15 protein-coding genes and 1 pseudogene are annotated in these 23091 nt (G+C 47.0%); 9 read left to right on the forward strand and 7 right to left on the reverse strand.

Annotated features, from left to right (window positions below; all coding sequences use genetic code 11):
- Nucleotides 1-3: 3 nt before the first annotated feature.
- The 4 genes from RWY97_RS06145 (at nucleotide 4) to RWY97_RS06160 (ending at nucleotide 3564) form a co-directional block, all read left to right on the forward strand.
- Nucleotides 4-531, forward strand: coding sequence for a shikimate kinase (locus tag RWY97_RS06145; protein ID WP_315566127.1), 528 nt, complete (start codon nucleotides 4-6; stop codon nucleotides 529-531).
- Nucleotides 532-540: 9 nt separating this feature from the next.
- Nucleotides 541-2433 (forward strand): biosynthetic arginine decarboxylase, encoded by a 1893-nt coding sequence (speA, locus tag RWY97_RS06150; RefSeq protein ID WP_021584222.1) that lies wholly within the window; start codon nucleotides 541-543, stop codon nucleotides 2431-2433.
- Nucleotides 2434-2570: 137 nt separating this feature from the next.
- Nucleotides 2571-3086: a GFO_1088 family ECF-type sigma factor gene (locus RWY97_RS06155; RefSeq protein ID WP_315566128.1), complete on the forward strand. Its 516-nt coding sequence runs from the start codon at nucleotides 2571-2573 to the stop codon at nucleotides 3084-3086.
- Nucleotides 3076-3564, forward strand: a complete 489-nt coding sequence (locus tag RWY97_RS06160) for a PG0215 family putative anti-sigma factor (RefSeq protein WP_315566129.1) — start codon at nucleotides 3076-3078, stop codon at nucleotides 3562-3564. Before RWY97_RS06155 ends, RWY97_RS06160 begins: the two co-directional genes overlap by 11 nt.
- A 510-nt stretch (nucleotides 3565-4074) precedes the next feature.
- On the opposite strand, the gene RWY97_RS06165 is transcribed toward RWY97_RS06160, so the two are convergent.
- On the reverse strand, nucleotides 4075-5865 hold the full coding sequence (locus RWY97_RS06165) for an LTA synthase family protein (protein WP_315566130.1): 1791 nt from the start codon (nucleotides 5863-5865) through the stop codon (nucleotides 4075-4077).
- Nucleotides 5866-6367: 502 nt separating this feature from the next.
- Here RWY97_RS06165 and RWY97_RS06170 point away from each other — a divergent pair.
- From RWY97_RS06170 to RWY97_RS06185, 4 genes are all read left to right on the forward strand, one after another.
- Nucleotides 6368-8131 carry an ArnT family glycosyltransferase gene (locus tag RWY97_RS06170; RefSeq protein ID WP_315566132.1) on the forward strand — a complete coding sequence of 588 codons (1764 nt, stop codon included), beginning with the start codon at nucleotides 6368-6370 and terminating at the stop codon, nucleotides 8129-8131.
- Between the two features lie 157 nt (nucleotides 8132-8288).
- The gene (locus RWY97_RS06175) at nucleotides 8289-10358 is read left to right on the forward strand and encodes a protein-disulfide reductase DsbD family protein (RefSeq protein ID WP_315566134.1); all 2070 of its coding nucleotides are present in this window, start codon (nucleotides 8289-8291) and stop codon (nucleotides 10356-10358) included.
- A 1-nt stretch (nucleotide 10359) separates the two neighbouring features.
- A complete protein-coding gene (locus RWY97_RS06180) occupies nucleotides 10360-11652 on the forward strand; it encodes an L-cysteine desulfidase family protein (RefSeq protein ID WP_273176197.1) in 1293 nt (430 codons plus the stop codon).
- A 164-nt stretch (nucleotides 11653-11816) separates the two neighbouring features.
- Nucleotides 11817-13847, forward strand: coding sequence for a family 20 glycosylhydrolase (locus RWY97_RS06185; protein ID WP_315566136.1), 2031 nt, complete (start codon nucleotides 11817-11819; stop codon nucleotides 13845-13847).
- Nucleotides 13848-14246: 399 nt separating this feature from the next.
- On the opposite strand, the gene RWY97_RS06190 is transcribed toward RWY97_RS06185, so the two are convergent.
- From RWY97_RS06190 to pflB, 5 genes and pseudogenes are all read right to left on the reverse strand, one after another.
- Nucleotides 14247-14744 carry a Dps family protein gene (locus RWY97_RS06190; protein ID WP_021584175.1) on the reverse strand — a complete coding sequence of 166 codons (498 nt, stop codon included), beginning with the start codon at nucleotides 14742-14744 and terminating at the stop codon, nucleotides 14247-14249.
- 209 nt (nucleotides 14745-14953) lie between these two features.
- The gene (gene msrB, locus RWY97_RS06195; protein WP_024992141.1) at nucleotides 14954-16030 is read right to left on the reverse strand and encodes a peptide-methionine (R)-S-oxide reductase MsrB; all 1077 of its coding nucleotides are present in this window, start codon (nucleotides 16028-16030) and stop codon (nucleotides 14954-14956) included.
- 179 nt (nucleotides 16031-16209) lie between these two features.
- Nucleotides 16210-16467, reverse strand: a pseudogene (locus RWY97_RS06200) (acyltransferase family protein); the annotation flags it as partial.
- Nucleotides 16468-17073: 606 nt separating this feature from the next.
- Nucleotides 17074-17916: a pyruvate formate-lyase-activating protein gene (pflA, locus tag RWY97_RS06205; RefSeq protein WP_315566138.1), complete on the reverse strand. Its 843-nt coding sequence runs from the start codon at nucleotides 17914-17916 to the stop codon at nucleotides 17074-17076.
- Nucleotides 17917-18056: 140 nt separating this feature from the next.
- Nucleotides 18057-20303, reverse strand: coding sequence for a formate C-acetyltransferase (pflB, locus tag RWY97_RS06210; protein ID WP_315566140.1), 2247 nt, complete (start codon nucleotides 20301-20303; stop codon nucleotides 18057-18059).
- A 755-nt stretch (nucleotides 20304-21058) separates the two neighbouring features.
- Here pflB and RWY97_RS06215 point away from each other — a divergent pair.
- Nucleotides 21059-21856, forward strand: coding sequence for a class I SAM-dependent methyltransferase (locus RWY97_RS06215; protein WP_024992144.1), 798 nt, complete (start codon nucleotides 21059-21061; stop codon nucleotides 21854-21856).
- Nucleotides 21857-22166: 310 nt separating this feature from the next.
- Here the strand turns inward: RWY97_RS06215 and RWY97_RS06220 are convergent, their stop codons facing one another.
- The gene (locus tag RWY97_RS06220) at nucleotides 22167-23060 is read right to left on the reverse strand and encodes a carbohydrate kinase family protein (protein ID WP_021584176.1); all 894 of its coding nucleotides are present in this window, start codon (nucleotides 23058-23060) and stop codon (nucleotides 22167-22169) included.
- Nucleotides 23061-23091 lie beyond the last annotated feature (31 nt).

Genomic DNA, 23091 nt, shown 5'->3' on the forward strand with positions numbered 1-23091 from the left:
AGGATGCATCGGATCATCATCATCGGCTATATGGGTTCGGGAAAGACCACAGTCGGCCGAGCGCTTGCACATAATTTGGGGCTTTCTTTCTATGATCTCGACTGGTATATAGAAAGCAGAATGCACAAGACAGTCAAGCAATTGTTTGATGAAAAGGGTGAAGCTGGCTTTCGTTTGATTGAACGTAATCTGCTGCACGAGCTTGCCGAGTTTGAGAATATCGTCATTAGCTGTGGTGGAGGGACGCCTTGCTTCTTCGATAATATGGCTTATCTCAATGCGCAAGGCGATACAGTGTACCTCAAAGCTACGCCGGACGTATTGCATGGACACCTGAAAATGGGGAAGACTGTTCGTCCGTTATTGCTCGATAAGACCGAAGACGAAGTGCAAACTTTCATAAGTCGGCAACTTGCTGAGCGCGAAACTTACTATAACAAGGCCAAATACACATTGGATGTAAACCTTATGGACAATTACGAAAAGATTAAAATATCAGTGCAGAAACTGCGAGAACTACTTAAAATATAGACTTTTGAAATGAAGAAATGGACCATTGAAGACTCCAAAGAACTGTATAACATCAACGGTTGGGGAACTTCTTACTTCGGCATTAACGATAAGGGAGATGTCTATGTCACGCCTTGTAAGGATAATACAGAGATTGATCTGCGCGATGTTATGGATGAGTTGGCACTCAGAGATGTAACTCCGCCTGTGCTTCTGCGCTTTACCGACATTCTCGACAGCCGTATCGAGAAGACTGCAAGCTGCTTTCAGAAAGCCGCAAAGGAATACGATTACAAAGGCGAAAACTTCATTATCTATCCCATTAAGGTGAATCAGATGCAGCCGGTAGTGGAAGAAATCATCTCGCACGGCCGCAAATTCAATCTCGGTTTGGAAGCAGGCAGCAAGCCGGAGTTGCACGCTGTCATTGCGGTTCAGTGTCAAAGTGACTCTCTTATTGTGTGTAACGGCTACAAAGATCAATCTTATATCGAGCTGGCTTTGCTTGCTCAGAAGATGGGTAAGCGTATCTTCATTGTCGTCGAGAAGCTAAACGAACTCGAAATCATCGCTAAAATGGCCAAGAAACTTGATGTTAAGCCCAACTTAGGCATACGAATCAAGCTCGCTTCGAGCGGTTCCGGTAAGTGGGAAGAGAGCGGTGGCGATGCAAGTAAGTTCGGATTGACCAGCTCTGAACTGTTACAAGCCCTCGAATTATTGAACGAAAAGGGGCTGAATGACTGCTTACGGCTCATCCACTTTCATATAGGCTCGCAGATAACGAAGATTCGTCGTATTCAGACTGCATTGAGAGAAGCGGCCCAATTCTATGTTCAACTGCACAAAATGGGCTATAATGTCGACTTCGTTGACTGTGGAGGAGGACTCGGAGTAGACTATGACGGCACACGTTCGTCGAATAGTGAGAGTTCTGTTAACTATTCGATACAAGAGTATGTCAATGATTGCATCTACACGTTTGTTGATGCCGCCGACAAGAATGACATCTCCCACCCCAACATTATTACTGAAAGTGGACGTTCGTTGGTGGCTCATCACAGCGTGTTAGTTATCGATGTGCTCGAGACGGCATCGCTTCCAGAGATGCCCGAAGAGTTCGAAGCCACGGCCGAAGACCACCAGTTGGTGCGTGATTTGTATGATATCTGGTGTAAACTCAACCCTCGTTCGATGATGGAAGACTGGCACGATGCCGAGCAAATACGTGAAGAGGCGCTCGATTTGTTCTCACATGGGATGGTAGATTTGAAGACCCGCGCCGAGATCGAGAGTATGTATTGGAGCATTTGTCGTGAAATCAACAGCCTGGCTAAGTCTTTGAAGCACGTACCCGATGAATTAAAGAGTATGGATAAGCTGTTAGCCGACAAGTACTTTTGCAATTTCTCGCTCTTCCAAAGCCTTCCCGACAGTTGGGCCATCGATCAGTTGTTCCCCATTATGCCCGTACAGCGCCTCGATGAGCGGCCTACTCGCAACGCAACACTGCAAGACATCACGTGTGACAGCGATGGAAAGATTGCCAATTTCGTTACCAATCGCCACATCGGTCACGTGCTCCCCGTGCATCACTTGCGCCGAAACGAGCCTTATTATTTAGGTGTTTTCTTGGTTGGAGCATATCAAGAGATTCTCGGCGATATGCATAATCTCTTCGGAGATACCAATGCTGTGCATGTATCCGTTAAAGACGGACATTATCATATCGACCAGATCTTTGATGGAGAAACTGTTGAAGAAGTGCTCGATTACGTGCAATACAACCCTAAAAAGCTTGTTCGGCAACTCGAAATATGGGTGACCAAGAGTGTCAAACAGGGTAAAATATCGCTTGAAGAGGGCAAAGTATTCCTCTCGAATTATCGTTCCGGACTCTACGGATACACCTATTTGGAATAAGAAACGCTGTGATTGGGCCGCCGAAAACATTGAATGCGCCGGCCCAATCGCAGTGTTTCTTATTCTAAATATTTATTAAAACCCTTTCCGATCGTGTAACTTTCCTCCCCCGCATTCGTCATTTCAACAGAGAGAAGATGAAGACTATCAATTTCCGTAACGACATTCTGCCGTTGAAAAACCAGCTTTATCGGCTGGCACTGCGGATTACTCTCAATGCCGCAGAGGCCGAAGATGTCGTTCAGGACACGTTGATTAAAGTCTGGAATAGGCGAGACAGTTGGGAGACTATTGGTTCAATAGAGGCTTTCTGTCTGACAATCTGCCGCAATTTGTCGCTTGATCGGCTCCGCAAACAGGACAAACAAAATTACTCTTTGGATGCAGATGCTACGATACAACAGCCCGACGGTACGGCAAATCCTTATGAGACGACAAGCCAAAGAGACCGAGTCGAACTGATACGTCAACTCATCGATGCTCTCCCCGAGAAACAACGGAGTTGCATCCAGCTGCGAGACTTCGAGGGAAAAGCCTACAAGGAAATAGCCGAAGTGCTCGAAATAAGCGAAGAACAAGTGAAAGTCAATATCTTTCGAGCGCGTCAGGCCATCAAAACCAAGTTCAAACAATTAGACGATTATGGACTATAAATACATCAGACAACTGTTAGATCGCTACTGGAAGTGCGAGACCTCGCTTGCAGAAGAGGATATCCTGCGCACGTTTTTCAGTCAATCGACCGTCCCCTCGGAGCTTTTACGCTACCGAGAGTTGTTCACTTACGGGCAACTCAACAAAGAGACGGACGTTTTAAGCGACGACTTCGATGAGCGAGTACTGTCTGTGATCGACGAACCAGCACCGGTCAAGGCCCGTACTATCACGATGACGCACCGGCTCAAACCGTTTTTCAAGGCAGCGGCAGTGGTTGCCATCTTCCTCACACTGGGCAATGCGGCCCAGGTTTCGTTCTCAGACGACAGCGATGTACGTACGAATGTGCCCGCAGGATATGATAAAGTGCATCGGGGAACATCCGTTGCAATGGGCGATTCTGCCGTTATCGATACGCTGCATCAGCATCTCTCGCAACCTGTGACACAGCCGGCCGCCAATCTGTTAAAATGAAATTTCTATGCTTTCTCTATAAAATAAATGTTTAGTAAAACAAAGTTGAGGCTGTGAAGTCTCGTTTCTCTCAAATTTTTCATAACATACTAACGTAGTAAAGGGACCGCTATTCCATCGGGAATAATGCGGTCCCTTTTATTGTTTGCAGATTGGATAAAGAATGACTTCATACAAAATTCTTTCAGTCTCACCCCCAATAGGCCACGGCCTCACCTCAACCCCTCTCCTTAGGGAGAGAAGAGCGTTATTGAACTGTATTTGATTGAATTCCAGAGGCTTATCTATTGTGTTGCAATTAACGGTTAAATTCATCGCAATCAATGGTTAAACGGCTTGTATTTAACCGTTAATCGCACTGTGTTTAATGGCTTTTCACGACACAATTAACCGTTAATTGAATTTCGCTTTGTATATATTTGATAATTAGGAACATATCGGAGCTTGTCCCTCTCCTCTCCTTTTGGAGAGGAGAGGGGAATGAGGCCGTGACTTATTGGGTATGAGGCCTTATCTCATTTTCAACCAATCATACCGGATCATTAAGTCGGATACGGTGTGAGCTTGCTTCAATCGCTTGATTTCTTGTGTCGAAACATTCTCTCCTGTCACCTCAACATTCATATTAGAGCCCACTGCTGCGGGTGCTTTCGACGGGTCGAGAATGCTTTGTCCGATGCCTTTCCACGCGTAATCATCTAAATGAAGCAGGTTGAGAAGCGTGGGATACATATCCACCTGACCCATTACCGCATCGTAACGAAGGCCGACGGGCGAATTAACCACAATAAATGGCGTGTACTGATGAGCTGAAACCATCTTGTGTCCGATGGTCGATCGCCGAATGTCTTCGCGGTCAGCGGCCAATCCCTCGTGGTCGCCTGTGATAACAATCATCGTGTTTTGATAATCGGGGCGCGTCTTCAAGTAATTCAACAAGATGCCGAGTGCGTGGTCGGTATAGTTTGCCATCGTGATAAAATCGCGCATTTTGGTTGGATAATTGCCGCGAAGTTTGATGCGTTTCAGGGCGTCTGGCAGGATAAACGGGTTGTGTCCTGAGTATGTAACGAGTTGAAGATAAACGTGTTCGCCGCTTTTCCATATCTCGCCTCGCTGCATTTTCTCTACTGCTTGCTTCATAAACGATACGTCACCGAGCTTCTTTCGCGATCCCACTTTCTCGTCCAAACGCCAGCAAGGCTTAGCAAGCAGTGTGTCGATACCGAACGATCGCGCTACGATTGCTTGATTCCAAGTCACCGCTTTGTCCACAGTGAGCAGATAACTGCGAGATTTTTCACGTGCGTGCAGCGCCTTGGTCAGTGTCGGATAAGTGTCGTCGGGATAACGCATAGCATAACATCCGCTGTTGATGGGCAACATTCCCGCATTGATCAGCAATTGGCAGTCTATCGACCGACCGCCTTTCACCTGTGTCAAGACGTGCGGTGCATAAAGTGTTGACCGTTCACGCAATACGCGGTTGAGGTTGGGCGTAATCTCGATACCCTCTATCCGCTGTTCCAACACCCAACTTTCTAACGATTCACAGAGCACAACGACGAGATTATTGCGTCTTGATATGCTGTCGGGTAGCGGTCGATAAGCTGGCTTTTCGGCCATCCAATGCTCGATTTCACGTCTCATTTCGGGTGTAAAAGGCTTGTCTGTCTGTATCGCGTCATAGTAAAGATGACCGAAAACGGTATACATCGGGACGATGCAAGTATAGTAATTGGCCGATTGCAGATGGTCGAAGGCCTTGGTAAGACCGCCTCTCAGTGCGAGTTGTACGGTCGAAATACCGGCCACAACGAGTGTCAATACGGCATAAGGCATCATCACCCGCGGACGCTTCGATGGTGAACGGCGTCGGCGAAGCCGGTGAACGAGCAGAGCAATAGTGGACAATGGGAAAAGCATATCTATCCATCGGGCTGAGTCAATGACGCTGGGCAGGAAGTCACTCAGATTTCCTGCGAGCCCGTAACTGCTTAACGGAATGACCGAATTATAGGTTCGGCTGTACATTAGATTGCAGATGAGCAGCACATCTACTGCGAACAGCACTGCCAGTTGCACCCAATCGCGCCGCGTCACAATGTAAGGCAATAGCAAAAGAAGCGAGATGAGCGCCGTATTTACATAAAGTTCGGGTATCGAAAACGATGTAAAGGTAGTTTGGAGGCACCAAATGACATCGAAAAGAATGAATTTTAGGAACAGACACAGCGCATATTGTCGTGTCGGAGCATCCCACTGCTTGCGGGGGAAGATGCGTCTTAATAATCGTTTCATATCTATTGGTCTTTGCTTCGATCAAAATTTCGTATGCAAAAATACATAATTAAATTCATAATTCACAATGAACGATTCATAATCGGTCGTGATTATTCTTTAATCGGAAATCAAACGGGGAGAACGAATTATATTCATCGGTCAGTATTTCCTGCCTTTTGAAAAGAAGCTGGCAATGAGTCGACTTTATACTCATATCCAATTGAATGTCAGTTAGATATAAAGGTGCTTGCAATTAACTGTTAATCACCGTGCAATTAATGATTAAACGCATGCCGTTTAACGGCTTTTCGCTGTGCGATTAACGGTTAATTAAAAGCGGAAAAACGGAAACATAAAAAAGAGAATGAATGCGATGGGATAAAAAGTAAATTCTTATATAATATTCAACGACTGTCATTCGTTCTTTTCTTAGGTTTGTCCGGACTTATGTCGGAAACTTCGTTAATGAATTATCAACGGTTCATTACCAATCGTCAATTATAAAAACAGTATACGATTTATGAAATTTCACCCATCTAAACCGCTCTTTTGGGTACTCGTTCTCAGCATTATCGCTACACTGCCGTTTATCGGTCTGACTGATTTTTACTCCAAAGGAGAACCTCGCGAGGCTGTTGTGGCCCTCTCGATGCTCAAAAACGGCGACTGGATTCTGCCCGTTAACAATGGCGGCGACATACCTTATAAACCGCCGTTCTTTCATTGGTGCATCGCAATTTGTTCGCTCCTGCCGGGCTATGTCAGTGAGTTCACCGCTCGGTTGCCGTCGGCACTGTCGCTAATTGTACTGACCGGAATCAGTTATATGTTCTTTGCACGTCGCAAAAACGGGCAAATCGCCTTGCTGACAGCCTTTCTGTTACTGACGGCTTTTGAGGTTCACCGGGCCGGAATGGCGTGTCGCGTGGATATGATGCTTACTGTTTTCATCGTGGGTGCACTCTATTTGTTCTATCGTTGGTGGGAAAATGGGATGGAAGGACTGCCCGTCGGAGCCGTCCTTTGTATGAGTGGGGCTGTGCTTACCAAAGGTCCTGTGGGCTTTTTGTTGCCTTGTCTTGTGATGGTTGCATTCTTGTGGCTGCGTGGTAAATCATTTTTCGATACGCTGTTTCGTTTTATCGGCTTCGCAATCTTGTCCGGTCTATTGCCTGCCTTGTGGTATATCGCGGCTTATTGGGAGGGCGGAAGCACCTTTTTCGACCTTGTGATGGAAGAGAACTTCGGTCGTTTTCTCGGGCGAATGAGTTATGAATCTCACCGACATTCGTTCATTTATAATTTCATTACGCTGCTTACGGGATGGTTCCCGTGGACTTTGCTGTTGCTTTTTTCATCATTAACATTGCCGTGGAAGCGTTATCTGCATCGGTTGAAATGGCCGAAGCCTCGGTCGATCAGGCGCGGATGGTTTGTGCTTACTGGCAAATGCAGAGACGCCGCACCGTTACAGCTTTTCGTGTGGATTGCTTTTCTGTCCATCCTTTTGTTCTATTGCATCCCTTCGAGCAAGCGAAGTACGTATTTGTTGCCCTGTTATCCCTTTATGGCTTACCTCATTGCAGAATACGTCGTGTGGCTGATCGCGTCCGGAAGGGGCCGTATCGTACGTCTCTATACAGGCTTCTTGGCCGTTTTGGGATTTGTTCTTACGGGGCTGTTTGTCACTGTTCGGACGGGAGTAGTACCCCATTCGATTTTCCACGGCAAGCACGCAGCAGATAATCAGGCGATGCTCTCGGCCTTGGAACATGCGGATCTCATCAGTTTCAATGGCTTGTTTCTTGCCCTGTTGCTGTTTGTGACCGTATCAACGGTGGTTTTTCTCGTCGGTAAAAGCGGTCAACTGCGTAACCGTCGCCTGTTGACGACTACGGCAGCAATGGTTTTGGCGCTGTTTTTTGCCGTTGATGGTGTGATTCAACCTATCGTTTTAAACACCAAGTCAGACCGGCCTGTCGCAGCATTCATCACGAAGAGGTTCCCGAACGACTGTATTTACAGTTACATTAAGGCGCCGAAAATGCACTTCTTTGCTACCAATTTCTATACCGGAGATCGCATCAAGCAGCTGGATTTGTCGAAACCCACCGCGGGAATATTGATGATCGGTGCGCGCGATACGACCGAGTATTTTGCTGAGAAACGCCGGTTCTTCGACTTCAAATACGTTACCCATATTTCGAAAGAGGTGACAGAGATTCGCGATCAAATCTTTTTCTATCGGTTGGAACGCAGTAAAAGACTCTATAACGAACGCTGAGAGAAGAGTATCTACGGTATTTTTCTACTCTAATTGCGGTGATTTGAACAATTTCTTATAGTTAAAAAAAAAGAAAAAGAGGCTCGTGAAGTAACATTTTCACCTTATCGACGTATTATATAATAACGAAGTAATCAAGCCTCAAATACAATTATATATGAAAAAAATGATGACTCTGGCGACGCTTTTACTCATTGCGTTGTTCGCCAATGCTCAAATGCTGAACCCTGTGAAGTTCTCCACGCAGCTGAAAACCAATGGAACGGCCGAAGCCGAGATTGTTTTCAGTGGGAAAATCGATGCTGGGTGGCATGTGTATTCAACTAACTTGGGAAGTGACGGGCCCATTTCCGCCACGTTTAATGTGACGAAGCTCGATGGTGTTGAACTTGTCGGGAAGCTTACTCCGCGTGGAAAGGAGATAGCACAGTATGATAAGCTGTTTGAAATGAAACTCCGTTATTTCGAGGGTAGCGTGCAATTCGTGCAGAAAGTGAAATTCACGAAACCCAATTATACCATTGATGCTTATTTGGAATACGGTGCTTGCAATGATCAAAACTGTATGCCGCCGACGTCGGTCAGTATCAAACAGAGCGGGAAATCGCCTGCCGTGGCTACTGGTAACATAAAAAAAAACGAACCGCAAGGCACTGACGAACAAATAGATCCGAGCACCTCTGCTGCGGTAAAAGCTGATTCGGCTGTGTCAATGACTGAGAATGCCGCCGGAGCTCGCGTCGATTCAGCTGCCAATGTACAGTTGTCGGCGGGAGAAGAACAGGCACTTTGGAATCCCGTCGTTCAACAGTTACAGGCTTTCGGCGGTACAAATGATATTGCGAACCATTCATTACTCTACATCTTTTTAATGGGGCTGGTGGGCGGTTTGTTGGCTTTGGTAATGCCGTGTATATGGCCTATCATCCCGATGACGGTCAGTTTCTTCCTCAAACGGTCCAAGGACGACAAACGTAAAGGTATCCGCGACGCCGTTACTTACGGTATCTCGATTATCGTTATTTATTTAGGTTTGGGCTTAGTCATCACTGCCCTCTTCGGTCCCAGCAAGCTTAATGAACTCTCTACGAATGCAGTCTTCAACATCTTTTTATTTGCATTGCTCGTTGCTTTTGCCTTTTCGTTTTTCGGTTGGTTTGAAATCAAGTTGCCGGATAGCTGGGCTAACTCCGTAGATTCTAAGGCTTCGCAGGCCACCGGTCTCATTTCGATATTCTTAATGGCGTTTACGCTGGTGCTGGTATCATTTTCTTGTACCGCACCTATCATCGGATTGCTGCTTGTTCAGACCGTAACGTCGGGCAATTGGGTCGGACCTGCGGTCGGAATGTTCGGTTTTGCAGTGGCATTGGCACTTCCTTTCACCCTGTTTGCATTGTTCCCGTCGCTCTTGAAACAAGCGCCGAAGTCCGGTTCGTGGATGAACACGGTGAAAGTCGTGCTCGGTTTTATAGAACTTGCATTCGCTTTGAAGTTCCTTTCAGTAGCCGATCTCGCCTATGGATGGCACATTCTCGACCGTGAAGTGTTCCTTTCGCTGTGGATTGTGATATTCGGCGCACTGGGACTCTATCTTATCGGCTCGCTGAAATTCCAAAGCGACACTATCGGCGGAGAGTTAAATAAGCCGATGCCAGTGGCTTGTATTATGCTCGGATTGTGTTCGTTGGCTTTCACGATTTATATGATTCCCGGGCTTTGGGGGGCTCCTTGCAAGGCTGTCAGCGCCTTTGCACCGCCTATCAACACGCAAGACTTCAATCTGAATACCAAGACCGTGGAAGCGAAATATACCAATTATGAGGAAGGAATGGCTGTAGCCAAAGCACAAGGAAAGCCGGTTCTGATCGACTTCACTGGTTTCGGCTGTGTGAATTGTCGTAAGATGGAGGCCGCCGTGTGGACAGACGCGCGCGTCTCGGATAAACTTACCAAGGATTATGTGCTCATCTCGTTGTTTGTCGATGATAAAACGCCGCTCGCTCAACCGATGGAAATCGAACTGAACGGGCAGAAGCGTACACTAAGAACTATCGGAGACAAATGGAGTTATCTGCAAAGTAGCAAGTTCGGAGCCAACGCTCAGCCTTTCTATGTGGCTGTCGACAATCAAGGAAACCCACTAACAGGATCGTATTCTTATAAAGAAGATATTCCCGCTTACTTGGAATTCTTAGACAAAGGATTAGAAAACTATCGCCGCTAAAATGCTGACCAAAGACACACGAGATAAGATTCTCACCTTAATTAATAAAGAGGTAGTCCCCGCCGTAGGCTGTACGGAGCCTATGGCGGTGGCTCTCTGCACGGCTCGAGCGACTGAAACGCTTGGTCGGAAACCTGAAAAGATCACGGCACTATTGAGTGCCAATATCCTGAAAAACGCAATGGGAGTAGGTATTCCAGGTACGGGAATGATCGGATTACCTATTGCTATCGCCCTTGGAGCTATCGTAGGAAAGTCTGAATATCAATTAGAGGTTATTAAAGATCTTACTCCCGAGACGCTTGAAGAAGGTAAAACGCTTACCAAAGAAAACCGAATCAGCATCCAACTGAAACAAAACATCACGGAGAAACTTTATATAGAGATTGTCTGCGAAGCCCAAAATCATAGCGCGACAGCTGTTATTGCTGGCGGACATACAGACTTCGTATACATTGAGTCGGATGGAAATGTTTTGTTGGACAAACGTAGTGAGACTTCAACTGCAATCGAAGAGGGAGGCATCCAACTCAATATGCGATTGGTATACGACTTTGCTACAACTGCGCCGGTTGATGAACTCCGTTTCATTTTGAAGACACGCGACTACAATATCAAGGCTGCTGAGGAGTCGCTCAAAGGCAATTACGGCCACTGTTTAGGAAAAACGATGAGCCGTCCACTAAGTCACGGCATCTTCGGCGACAGCATTTACTCGCACATTATATCGCGAACGGCCTCAGCCTGCGATGCTCGTATGGGTGGCGCAATGATTCCTGTGATGAGCAATTCGGGGTCAGGTAACCAAGGAATATGCGCTACCAACCCTGTCGTTGTTTATGCGCAAGAGAATAAGAACACCGAAGAAGAACTTATTCGGGCATTGGTGTTAAGCCATCTCACAGCCATTTACATCAAGCAGAGCCTCGGCAAGCTTTCCGCTTTGTGCGGTTGTGTGGTGGCGTCTACGGGCAGCAGCTGTGGCATTACGTATCTAATGGGTGGTAACTACGAGCAAATCTGCCACTCAATAAAGAATATGATCGCCAATTTAGCAGGTATGTTGTGTGACGGAGCCAAGCCAAGCTGTTCTCTGAAAGTTTCTTCCGGTGTGTCGACAGCCCTTCTTTCGGCCCTTCTTTCGATGGAAGGCAGATGCGTAACGTCGGCCGAAGGCATCATCGATGACGATGTTGACCGCTCTATTCGGAATCTGACAAGTATCGGAGCAGATGCAATGTGCACCACCGACGAAATGGTTTTAGATATTATGACACACAAAGGTAACTGCTGATTGACACATTAACCTTTAACGATTCCTTTTCCAAACGGAAAAATTGAATTATCAATTGTCAGGTCTCAATTATCATTCGGAATCACTATCTTTGCAGAGAATTTCGATAACCAATGATAATAAGGAAACAAAACACAATGCTTTCGCGACATCAACGTTTAGAAATGCGAAAGCTATTCATATTGATTTGTATTGCAACGGCCCTTTTCTCGGCCGTGCCGATATGTGCTCGGAGCATTCACTTGTTGCCTGTTCCGCAACAGATGAGATGGGATCCAGCAGGGAAATGCTTTGTCCTGGGGCGACCGGTGAGCGTTTCCGACCCGACGAATTGTGCACTTTTACAAGACTTTCTCAATGAAAACAAATGTCTTCCGGTGCGGAAGGCCAAGCAGCGGATTGTAGTCTGCTTAGTCGATTCTATCCCGGGAGCTTGCGATGTACCGTTGGCCGGCTACGAAAGCGAGACGTATGCACTATCGGTCACGCCGAATGAGATCCGTATTCAGGCTGTTTCGCCCACGGGAGTGATTCGAGCCGTGCAGACTTTACGGCAACTGGCTGAAGGATATGTCACGACGACGGCCGTGGAATGCGGTGAAATCCGAGACTGGCCCGCGTTTCGGCTGCGCGGATTTATGCACGATGCGGGGCGCTCTTTTATCCCCGTGGAGGAGCTGAAACGTGAAATTCGACTGCTTTCGCGTTTTAAAGTCAATACGTTTCACTGGCATCTCACCGACAATCAAGCGTGGCGTTTCGAGGTGAAAGCCTTTCCCCGACTCACTTCCGCACGTTCGATGACTCGCCATCAGGGACTTTTTTATAATCAAGAAGAGTGTCGTGAGCTGTCGGCGTATGCCCGTCGTTACGGCATCAGCATCATTCCTGAGCTCGATATGCCCGGACACAGTGCCGCTTTTACGCGTGCAATGGGCTTTCCGATGCAAAGCGAGCAGGGCATTGACTGTTTAAAGCAGGCACTCAACGAGCTGTGCGCCGTCTTTCCCGATGCTCCTTATATCCATATCGGAGGCGATGAGGCTGACAATATGCCGCCCGGTTTCCTACGTGTGATGATCGAACACATACACGGTTTGGGTCGGCGAGCCGTAGTTTGGGTACCGACAAAGGGCGATTTTACGGGTGTTGATATGGTGCAACTGTGGAGTTCGGCAGGTCATCTCGTGCCAGGCATCCCCAATATAGATTGTCGTTATAATTATGTTAACCACTTCGACACGTTCGCAGACATTGTAGGTATCTATCGAAGCAATATCTACGGTCGGCCGAAAGGCTCACAGGAGTTGGCCGGAGAGATATCGGCCGTGTGGAATGATCATCGTTTGCACAGTGCGCGCGATATCCTCCTGCAAAATAATTTCTATGCAGCCGTCGTCGCTTCGGCCTCTCGTGCGTGGACAAGCGGCGGTCGGCAGTATATTGAACAGGGCGGAGTAATGCTTCCGAACGACGGCGATGAGTTTCTGGATTACCGTGATTGGGAGGCTCGTTTTCTATTTCACAAAACACATTCTTTGCGCGATGAGCCCATCGCTTATGTGAAGCAGACCGATGTCCGATGGCGGATTACCGACCCGATGCCCAACGGCGGCAAAGCCGATAGCATTCTTCCGCCCGACACTTTGGGCCCACAAGCGTCGTATTCCATTGCTGATAGCATTTACCGAACACATCTCGCGACAGGTGCCGGCATCTATCTCAGACACACGTGGGGCGCCCTTGTGCCGGCATTTTATCCCGACCGATACCTCAATCACACGGTATATGCGTGGACATTTGTGCATTCTCCGCGGGCGCAAAAGGTCGGAGCGCTGATCGAATTGCAGAATTACAGCCGGTCGGAGCAAGATTGCGGGCCTCTCCCCGGGCATTGGGATCGCAAGGGTTCACGGCTGTGGATCAACGATGTAGAGATTATTCCGCCCGTATGGAAGCATTTCGGGGCCCGCATAGATAATGAAACACCCCTTGAAGACGAGAACTTTGCAGGGCGAAATCCTGTCATTATTCATCTTAAAAAGGGGTGGAACAAGATTTTTTTCAAGCTCCCCTACGTGCCTGCCGACGGCATTCGTCTCAATAAATGGATGTTCACTTTTGTTCTGACCGATGTCACCGGTCGTATGGCTCTGCGCGAAATCGAGTACGACCCGAATCTTTCCACACCCTGATTTCTCCTGTTTCCTTGTTTATTTTGATAAATGCTGAATCTCAATCAGCGTTGAAACGCCTGACTTCTGGCGCAACGCGTTATATATATGCTGATTCAGTATCATAGGATAGAATAAAAGACATGATATCACTTTCTTCCAAATATGACGTCTCTTTTGTTCAAATATGACGTCATTTTCTCCCAAATATGACGTCATTTTTGCTCGAATATGATGTCATATTTCTCCAAATATGACGTCATATTTACCCGAGGGCCTGAAAAGTTGATTCAAACACCTTATAATGTGTTTTCTCTGCGCCTGGCCTTTAACCGTGATCGTTTGGATTCATCCATAAAAAAAGCGGCGTAACCCATCGCGAGTCCGCCACTTTTTAAAGATAAATTGTTCGCTATAATGTTATTTATCGTCTGAGTCGGGGTGGTTTGTGAGGAAAGAGGTAATCATCCAAACAAGTTTCTCCTGCCCTGTAAGGAAGTCGTCCATCAATGCAACCGTCACCTCATCATTGGCTTCTCCGGCCAACTCTACTGTCTTGCGTTCCTCTGCAATGAGCACTTTCAGGGCCTCGAGAACCTTTTCCAAACCGGCGTGTCCGGTCGGAATGAAACCGTCTTCTTGCAGAGTTGCCACGCGAAGATAGGCACTGAAGCGATTCTCGGGCGTGCTTCCCAATTGCAACAAACGCTCGGCAATTACGTCGACTTTGGCTGCTGCGTCGTTATAAAGCTCCTCATACTTAGCGTGCAGTGTAAAGAAGCCCTTGCCTTTTACATTCCAGTGCAAGCCGCGGAGGTTCATATAATATACTTGAAAGTCTGCAAGCAACTGATTCAAAGCGCTTACTACGCCGTTGACTTTCTTCTCGTCCAATCCTAAAACATCAAGTGTCTTCATCTTCTTTGTTCCTTTCTATTTATTATTTATTCGTTTCTGATTTCTGATGCAAAGATAGTTCTCTTTTTCGTTCCGCACAACAGATAATGGCAATAGGTGTATAGATAATATCTATAAACTGCCAATAAATGCCCTGTTTATCGTGTGTCGTGGAGTGTTGAGAAATCTTTCGGCTCGTGAAAAATTATTGAACGGGATGGTTCGAAAACTTAATGGCCGGCCGGTTTAGCCGGTTCGATCAGTTTGATATAAGCTCCGTAACCTTCTTTCTGCATCTCGGCTTTGGGAATAAAACGCAGAGATGCACTGTTTATGCAATATCTCAGTCCGCCGCTTTCTTTCGGACCGTCGTTGAAAACGTGCCCCAAGTGTGCACCTCCGATGGCGCTGCGCACCTCGGTACGGTCCATTCCGTGAGATGTGTCGTGCTTTTCTGCCAGCAGATGGTTATCAATCGGCTTGGAGAAAGCAGGCCACCCGCAGCCCGATTCAAACTTATCCGTAGACAGGAAAAGCGGTTCGCCGGTGGTTATGTCGACGTAAATACCCTCACGAAACTCATCGTAATACTCGTTCTGATAGGGTCGCTCGGTGGCTGCATTCTGTGTAACTTCATACTGCAAGGGGGTGAGTTTCGCTTTCAACTGCTGCGGGTCGGCCTTGGCATACGTCTGTTTGTCGGCTTGTTGCTTGTTAGCCGTGCGCGCCATATCGAAAAGTGCCTGCGGAATATGGCAATATCCGCTTGGATTCTTCGTCAGATAGTCTTGGTGATAATCCTCTGCCGCATAGAAGTTCTTCAACGGAAGTACCTCAACGGCTAACCTTTTGTGGTGCAATGCAGCCTGTTTTGCCATTTCGGCCTGTATCAACGGTCGGTCGGTTTGGTCCGTATAATAGATTCCTGTACGGTATTGCGTCCCTCGGTCGTTGCCTTGTCGATTGACGCTTGTGGGATCAATGGTCTGGAAGTAGAGCTGAATAAGCAACGAAAGCGGTAGTTTCCGCGGGTCGTAAGTTACGTGAACGGCTTCTGCAAAGCCTGTCTTATCAGTGCAAACTTGCTGATACGAGGGGTCTTTTCCATTCCCGTTGGCATACCCCACTTCTGTATTGAGCACACCGTCAATTTGTTTCAGGAAGTGTTCCGTACCCCAGAAGCATCCTCCTGCCAAATAAATCTCTGCTTTTGTAGTCATCTTTTGATTCTCCTTTTGTTTGTTTTGACCGTTGCTTGTGCAGCTCATACACAGTAGGGCCACAAGCAACAATGTTGTTTTACGCATCCATTTTCTCATAATCCTGAACTTAAAAGTGAGCTACAAAGCTACATAAAAATCTTTCTTCGACGTCGATTCGTCTTCTTAATAATTCAAAAATGCCGTATTTCCGGGCCGTATTCGTCTGATTAAAGCAGATGTATTGCCGCTCTGTTTTATAGTTTTTGTCTCAGCTTCGTATGCTTTTATTTCGCCGCAGTTCGCAACCAACAGTATGTGAGCCATCTGCGCACAGGCTCGTCATAGGTTTTCAGGCACAACCAAGCCAACAAAATGCAGCCCACGATCAAAGCGATCGCACTGGGAAGTGAGGCTGCGAACGTGAGATTTTCATTCTTAACCCACGCGTAATACCAGTAAATGAAAGGATAATGAACAATGTAAAGCGGATAAGAAATATCTCCCATAAACTTGCAAATGTGTGTAGTGAGCGGGGCTGTGGTCTGTCTCGATGAGCGTTTCCACCACAACCATTGGGTGTAGACAACTGTCAATGCTGCCACGCCTCGCAGTCTGTCGAGGATGTGATAATGAGGTTTGGTATCGGTAAAAACAGCCGATGGAGCGCCAGATATTGATAAAGGTACTGTCCTTTTATCCATTTCCGTTTGTCTCTTTTTGATGGGGCGGTTGTCGGATTGGGTCCGGCCGTCATCGTTTTAACCTTTTATTTAAAGATACAAAGATGCGGAAAGTTTCTCGAATGAATTATTTCTATGGTAAGAAATCATTTGATTGGTTAGTAAGAATCCCATTATCTGGAAAGCGAATAGTAGGACATTGTAATGCGACTCATCCTTGAAAACTCCTTTTTTGATAAATAACAGTAGAATGACGAGATAATGATGGCTTTTCTTTTGTATTTGTTTGATTATCAAAGATATATGAAAGAGTTTGCGATTAACGGCTAATCGCCTTGCAACTAACCGTTAAACGCCTTGCAACTAACGGTCAATCATCGTGCAAAAAGCCGTTAAACGCAAAACGATTAACCGTTAGTCATAAGGAGATTTGTATGTTGTTGATTTCCAATCATATACAGGCGATTTTTATTTTGGATTCTCTTCTGCTCTGGAGGGGGATGGATTGAGGGCCTCGTTCAATATCCGTTGCGCGTTGTCTACACGTTCTTGCGTGGGCGGTTCGGCGTCGCGAAGGGTATAAGGAATGCCGAGTTCGTCCCATTTATACACGCCAAGGGCGTGGTAAGGGAGCACTTCAATGCGTTCGATGTTGTGCAATGTTTTGAGAAAATCGCGCAAACGGTAAAGGAGTTTGTCGTCGTCGGTGACGCCGGGAACCAAGACGTGGCGGATCCAAATGGGCTTTCCGATGTCAGACAGATAGCGGGCACAGTCTAAAATGTTGCGATTGGTCCAGCCGGTAAGCTGCTTATGGCCTTCGTCGTCGATGTGTTTGATGTCTAAAAGTACAAGATCGGTGTACTTCATCAGCTCTTGAAATTTCCCGAAAAACGGTTCGCGACGGGTAAACGGGCGTGCAGCCGTGTCGAGACAAGTGTTGACTCCCTGTGCTTTTGCCTTGCGAAAGAGGTCTGTAAGGAAATCGATCTGCAAGAGAGCTTCGCCTCCGCTCGCCGTGATTCCGCCTTTCCGGCCCCAATAAGAGCGATAATGGAGTGCCTGTTCGAGCACTTCGTCGGCTGTACGAAGGTCGTCTGACTGCGGATCCCACGTGTCTGGATTGTGGCAGTAGCGGCATCTCATCGCGCAACCTTTTAAAAATACGATGAAGCGAATGCCCGGACCGTCTACTGATCCGAATGTTTCGACGGAGTGGATGCGCCCGAAAGGAACTCTCTTCGACTGTTCGGGAGAAGGCAAAGAGGAATCAACCGGGTTTTCTTTTGAAGTTAAATCACTGTAAATCATAATGCTATTTGTTTTCGGAAAGAAAAAAGTCCTCCTGTAAGAGGAGGACTTCTAAACAATTACTAACTTTAAACTGTCCTCCGAAAAATAATGACGGAGAATGTGGCCTCTCGTCACCGAGAAGCTGGCTGAAAACAATCTTACATCCGTTGGTGAGCTTGACGTGCAATGACATCGAGTTGTTGTTCTTTCGTCAAGTCGATGAATTTCACGGCATAACCGCTTACCCGAATGGTGAAATTAGCGTATTCCTCCTTTTCAGGATGGTTCATCGCATCGATTAACTTGTCAACTCCGAAGACGTTCACGTTCAAATGATGTGCACCTCGGTCAAAATAGCCGTCCAATATGCCAACTAACGTGTCTACTTGTTCGGCTTCTGAGTGGCCGAGAGCAGACGGGCTGATGGTCTGAGTATTTGAAATGCCGTCGAGAGCGTATTCATACGGCAGCTTTGCAACAGAGTTAAGAGAAGCCAATAGGCCATTCTTCTCTGCCCCATAAGATGGATTTGCACCCGGTGCAAGCGGTGCTCCGGCGGGCCGTCCATCAGGCATCATACCCGTATATTTACCGTATACCACGTTGGAAGTTATCGTCAGGATACTCGTTGTGGGCTCAGAATTACGATAGGTGTGGTGCTTTCGGATCATCTTCATAAACGTTTTGAGCAACCAAACGGCAATTTCGTCGGCGCGATCGTCATCATTTCCATAACGAGGGAAGTCTCCTTCGGTCTTAAATTCGACAGGGAAACCGGTCTCATCACGCACGATCTGCACCTTTGCATACTTGATTGCGCAGATGGAATCAACCACATGGCTGAATCCGGCGATACCGGTTGCAAAGGTTCTACGCACATCCGTGTCAATGAGTGCAAGTTCGGCAGCCTCGTAGAAGTACTTATCGTGCATATAATGGATAAGGTTCAGCGTGTTGACATAGATGTCGGCGAGCCACTCCATCATATCTTTGAAACGTGGCATAAACTCTTCGTAGGTCACGATATCACCCTCGATAGGACGTAAAGCAGGGCCGCACTGCTCGCGAGTACGGGCATCTACGCCACCACTGATAGCATAAGTGAGGCACTTTGCTAAGTTAGCGCGGGCTCCGAAGAACTGCATCTCCTTGCCGGTTTGCGTTGCGGACACGCAACAACATATCGAATAGTCATCTCCCCATACCGGACGCATCACGTCATCATTCTCATATTGAATGGAACTCGTGGTGACAGAGATCTTCGAAGCATAGTGTTTGAAGCCTTCCGGAAGGCGAGAGCAATAGAGAACGGTAAGGTTCGGCTCAGGCGACGGCCCCATATTCTCAAGCGTATGGAGGAATCTGAAATCGTTTTTCGTTACCATCGAGCGGCCGTCTTGTCCCATTCCGGCCACTTCGAGAGTAGCCCATACGGGATCGCCAGAGAACAATTGATTGTAAGAAGGTATACGAGCGAACTTCACCATACGGAATTTCATCACGAGATGATCGATGAGTTCTTGTGCTTCCAACTCCGTTAGCGTGCCTTCTTCGAGGTCTCTCTGAATGTAAATATCAAGGAATGTAGACACGCGACCTACCGACATAGCGGCTCCGTTTTGTGTTTTGATGGCTGCAAGATAACCGAAATAGAGCCACTGTACAGCCTCTTTAGCATTCGATGCAGGCTCGGAGATGTCGTAACCGTAAATCTTTGCCATCTCTTTCATTTGCTGCAAAGAGCGGATTTGCATTGAAACCTCTTCACGAAGACGGATAATATCCTCAGTCATTACACCGCAACCGACGTGCGCCAAGTCGTCTTTCTTCTCCTCGATAAGGAAATCTACACCATAAAGAGCTACCCGACGATAGTCTCCTACGATGCGACCGCGACCGTAAGTATCAGGTAATCCCGTGAGGATATGATTGTGACGGACCAACTTCATTTCGTCCGTGTAAGCGTCAAAGACACCGTCATTATGGGTCTTATGATACTCACTGAAGATCTTGTGCAACTCTTTCGAAGGTTCATAACCATATGTTGTGCACGCCTGTTCGGCCATCTTGATGCCTCCGTAAGGCATAAACGCACGCTTCAGAGGCTTATCTGTCTGCAAGCCTACGACTCGTTCGAGCTCCTTAGTGCCCTCACCAATATATCCCGGGCCATAAGCCGTGAGACCAGAAACCACTTCCGTCTCCATATCGAGCACTCCGCCTTTGGCGCGTTCTTCCTTTTGGAGTCCTTTCAAGATAGTCCACAGTTTGTCGGTGGCTGCTGTCGGACCTGTAAGAAAGTCTTCGTTGCCATCGTAAGCGGTGTAGTTGTTTTGAATAAAGTCACGGACATTCACCTCATCTGTCCATTTGGTTCCTTTGAACCCTCTCCATTGCTGTTTCATAGAGATACTTTTTGTTTAATGATTAAAAGTGCCTTGCGACACCCGTTGTCTGTATTGAATTTGAATTTCGCTGCAAAGATACTACTGTTTTTTCATAATTGCAATACTTATAAGTGATGATTTTGCAATGTAGAGATTGCAAAACGGAAAATGAACGTGAATTGGAAAGGAAACTGGAAGTGTAGTCTCGGTCACTGGAAAATAATTTGTCAGGGGTAGAATCTGTACGATTTATCCGATCTGTGCAATCTTTTTGGATACCCCTTTGTACGTATTCTCCCTTTATATTAGGCCTTTTCCGCATATGAATAAGTGCTTACTCATTATAAGTGAGTATAGGCGCACAGGTCCGACGATTGTTTACGTTACCGAATTTTCGGTTGCTCTTCGATAAGTTTTCTGTCAGTTGAAAACTGATTAGATGTATTGCAAAATTAGGAAATATATATGATACAATCTATAAAACAAGTGTTAAAAAAAGGATTTACCATTAAGTCGTTTCTGATTAACGGTTAAATGGTGTGTGTTTAACCGTTAAATGCACGCCGTTTAACGGCTTTTCGCAAGGCGATTAACCACATCTTCCGCAATGCCTTTATATAAAGGCGTTGCGGAATGGTCGTAACCCAAGTCTCGGTAAGAACTATATGCGATTCCGACAGTCGTCAATCGCCCTTGTTCAAATCACCACTTTTCGGTATTGTTACAATGAATGAAACGTCTTAAATTTGCAAACAAAAATTCATTTTTATACAATGGAACAGAACAACAATAGAAAACCGGATTACGGCAATTGGATTCCGATGCCGTTTATGCGTATTCTTTACAGTGTATCTGCTGTACTTTTGCTGTTTACGGCGGTTTCCGTCCTTGCACATTGGAGCTTTATCATAACTCTTGTTGCAGGCGTTTTGCTGCTTGCGTCGCTCACCGTGACCATCTATATGCAAGTGTGTCGCAACGCATTTTCATTTGAAAGAGGTGGTCTGATGGGCGAGATCCATCAGTTTCTTATAGATCATCTCGACTGGGATGGACACGGTCGGTTGCTCGATATCGGGTGTGGTGCCGGCGCACTCACCATCCGATGTGCCCGCAAATTTACCGAAGCATCGCTCATCGGAATAGATTACTGGGGCTTTGGATGGGACTATGCCAAGGAGCAATGTGAACGAAACGCCGACATCGAGGGTGTTTCTGGGCGAACGGAGTTTTGTAAAGGCGATGCGTCGAAGCTCGATTTCGCGGACGGTGAGTTTGATGCTGCTGTCAGCAATTTTGTTTTTCACGAGGTGAGAACGCAGCCCGACAAACGTCAGTTGGTGCGCGAGGCATTGCGGGTGGTGCGCAAAGGCGGCTTGTTTGCATTCCAAGACCTTTTCGGAAGCAAGTCGATTTATGGCGATATCCACACACTTATCGACGAGTTGAAAGCTGAAGGTGTCAGCGAAATACATTATGTTAGTGCCGTGGGACAAATGAATTTCATTCCCGGTTACATCCGAACACCGTGGATGTTGCGCACAGTAGGCTTGCTTTACGGCCGTAAATAGGAACGAGTAGGAATTAAGAGGGAAAAGCCTTGCAGCAAAGCGCTGTCGGTCTCACTTACAACAGCACCCGACTTCATTTCTTTTCCGATAAAGAAAAGGGACGAAGTCGGGTGCTGTTCGGGTAAAACAAATCAATCAAGGGTGGGGGAATGAATTCTTATTAGGTATAAAGGCTGGTACTCATTCACGCCCGACCCTTGCTCCCTGACGCCCGAGGCGCCAAGGTTTTGGTCTTGATGTTATCCCCATCGGTCCATTTTTACCAACCTTTCTGCACATACGAAGGGAACGTATGTGCCCTGTGGGGATATCAGAGTGTGCATAGGTGCGGCGGCAATTGCGGCATAGCACCGTTCTGTGTGCACACATATGCGCTGACCTCAACGGCCAAACGGTGTGCTTCTGCTACGGGCTGACCTTTCAATACGGCTGCACAGAAAGCCGCAGTGAATGAATCGCCGGCGCCGACAGTATCTGCTACGTTTACCTTCGGCGTCTCCCGGAACGACATTGTGCCCGGAGTAAAGACGTAACTGCCGTTGATTCCGCAGGTGAGTACGAGCATATCAAGGTCGTATTTACCGAGAATGAGCCAGCATTTATTCTGAATATCTAAGCCGGGATAGCCGTATAAGCGGCCGATAGCAACTAATTCCTCGTCGTTTATTTTAAGAACGTTGCACAGTTTCAATGATTCCTGAATGATTTCTTTGGTATAAAAAGTCTGCCTTAAATTGATATCGAAGATTCGGAGACAATCGCTTGGGGTTGCTTTCACTAACTGTCGAATCGTGTTTCGCGATACAACGTTGCGTTGGGCGAGTGATCCCCAGCAGATGGCACGGGCATTTCGGGCAGCGGCAAGCATCTCGTCGGTAAGCGGAATGTTATCCCACGCCACGTTTTCACGGATGTCATAGGTGGGAACTCCTTCGTTATCGAGCGTCACTTGCACGGTTCCGGTGGGATAAGGCACACTGGGCATTACGTATTTGAGCCCTTTGTCGTCGAGCTGTGCAATGGTTTCCTCGGCCAATTTATCCTTGCCAAGGGCACTGACGGCGATCGATTTCTCGCCGAATTGACTAATATGATAAGCGAAGTTGGCCGGTGCACCGCCCAATTTTTTACCTTCGGGCAACACGTCCCATAGTGCTTCGCCCACGCCGATGGCGTATTGAGGTTGTTGATACTTTGTGTTCATTGTCGTATTTGGTTGTTTAAAGTTTTATTTG

Origin of the sequence: Hoylesella pleuritidis (assembly GCF_963541955.1) — a bacterium.
Taxonomy (GTDB): domain Bacteria; phylum Bacteroidota; class Bacteroidia; order Bacteroidales; family Bacteroidaceae; genus Prevotella; species Prevotella pleuritidis.

What these genes read in the sequence shown, in the direction of transcription:
- RWY97_RS06145 (WP_315566127.1), top strand. Translation starts at nt 4, where the DNA reads ATGCATCGGATCATCATCATCGGCTATATGGGTTCGGGAAAGACCACA.
- speA (WP_021584222.1), top strand. Translation starts at nt 541, where the DNA reads ATGAAGAAATGGACCATTGAAGACTCCAAAGAACTGTATAACATCAAC.
- RWY97_RS06155 (WP_315566128.1), top strand. Translation starts at nt 2,571, where the DNA reads ATGAAGACTATCAATTTCCGTAACGACATTCTGCCGTTGAAAAACCAG.
- RWY97_RS06160 (WP_315566129.1), top strand. Translation starts at nt 3,076, where the DNA reads ATGGACTATAAATACATCAGACAACTGTTAGATCGCTACTGGAAGTGC.
- RWY97_RS06165 (WP_315566130.1), bottom strand. Translation starts at nt 5,865, where the DNA reads ATGAAACGATTATTAAGACGCATCTTCCCCCGCAAGCAGTGGGATGCT.
- RWY97_RS06170 (WP_315566132.1), top strand. Translation starts at nt 6,368, where the DNA reads ATGAAATTTCACCCATCTAAACCGCTCTTTTGGGTACTCGTTCTCAGC.
- RWY97_RS06175 (WP_315566134.1), top strand. Translation starts at nt 8,289, where the DNA reads ATGAAAAAAATGATGACTCTGGCGACGCTTTTACTCATTGCGTTGTTC.
- RWY97_RS06180 (WP_273176197.1), top strand. Translation starts at nt 10,360, where the DNA reads ATGCTGACCAAAGACACACGAGATAAGATTCTCACCTTAATTAATAAA.
- RWY97_RS06185 (WP_315566136.1), top strand. Translation starts at nt 11,817, where the DNA reads ATGCGAAAGCTATTCATATTGATTTGTATTGCAACGGCCCTTTTCTCG.
- RWY97_RS06190 (WP_021584175.1), bottom strand. Translation starts at nt 14,744, where the DNA reads ATGAAGACACTTGATGTTTTAGGATTGGACGAGAAGAAAGTCAACGGC.
- msrB (WP_024992141.1), bottom strand. Translation starts at nt 16,030, where the DNA reads ATGCGTAAAACAACATTGTTGCTTGTGGCCCTACTGTGTATGAGCTGC.
- pflA (WP_315566138.1), bottom strand. Translation starts at nt 17,916, where the DNA reads ATGATTTACAGTGATTTAACTTCAAAAGAAAACCCGGTTGATTCCTCT.
- pflB (WP_315566140.1), bottom strand. Translation starts at nt 20,303, where the DNA reads ATGAAACAGCAATGGAGAGGGTTCAAAGGAACCAAATGGACAGATGAG.
- RWY97_RS06215 (WP_024992144.1), top strand. Translation starts at nt 21,059, where the DNA reads ATGGAACAGAACAACAATAGAAAACCGGATTACGGCAATTGGATTCCG.
- RWY97_RS06220 (WP_021584176.1), bottom strand. Translation starts at nt 23,060, where the DNA reads ATGAACACAAAGTATCAACAACCTCAATACGCCATCGGCGTGGGCGAA.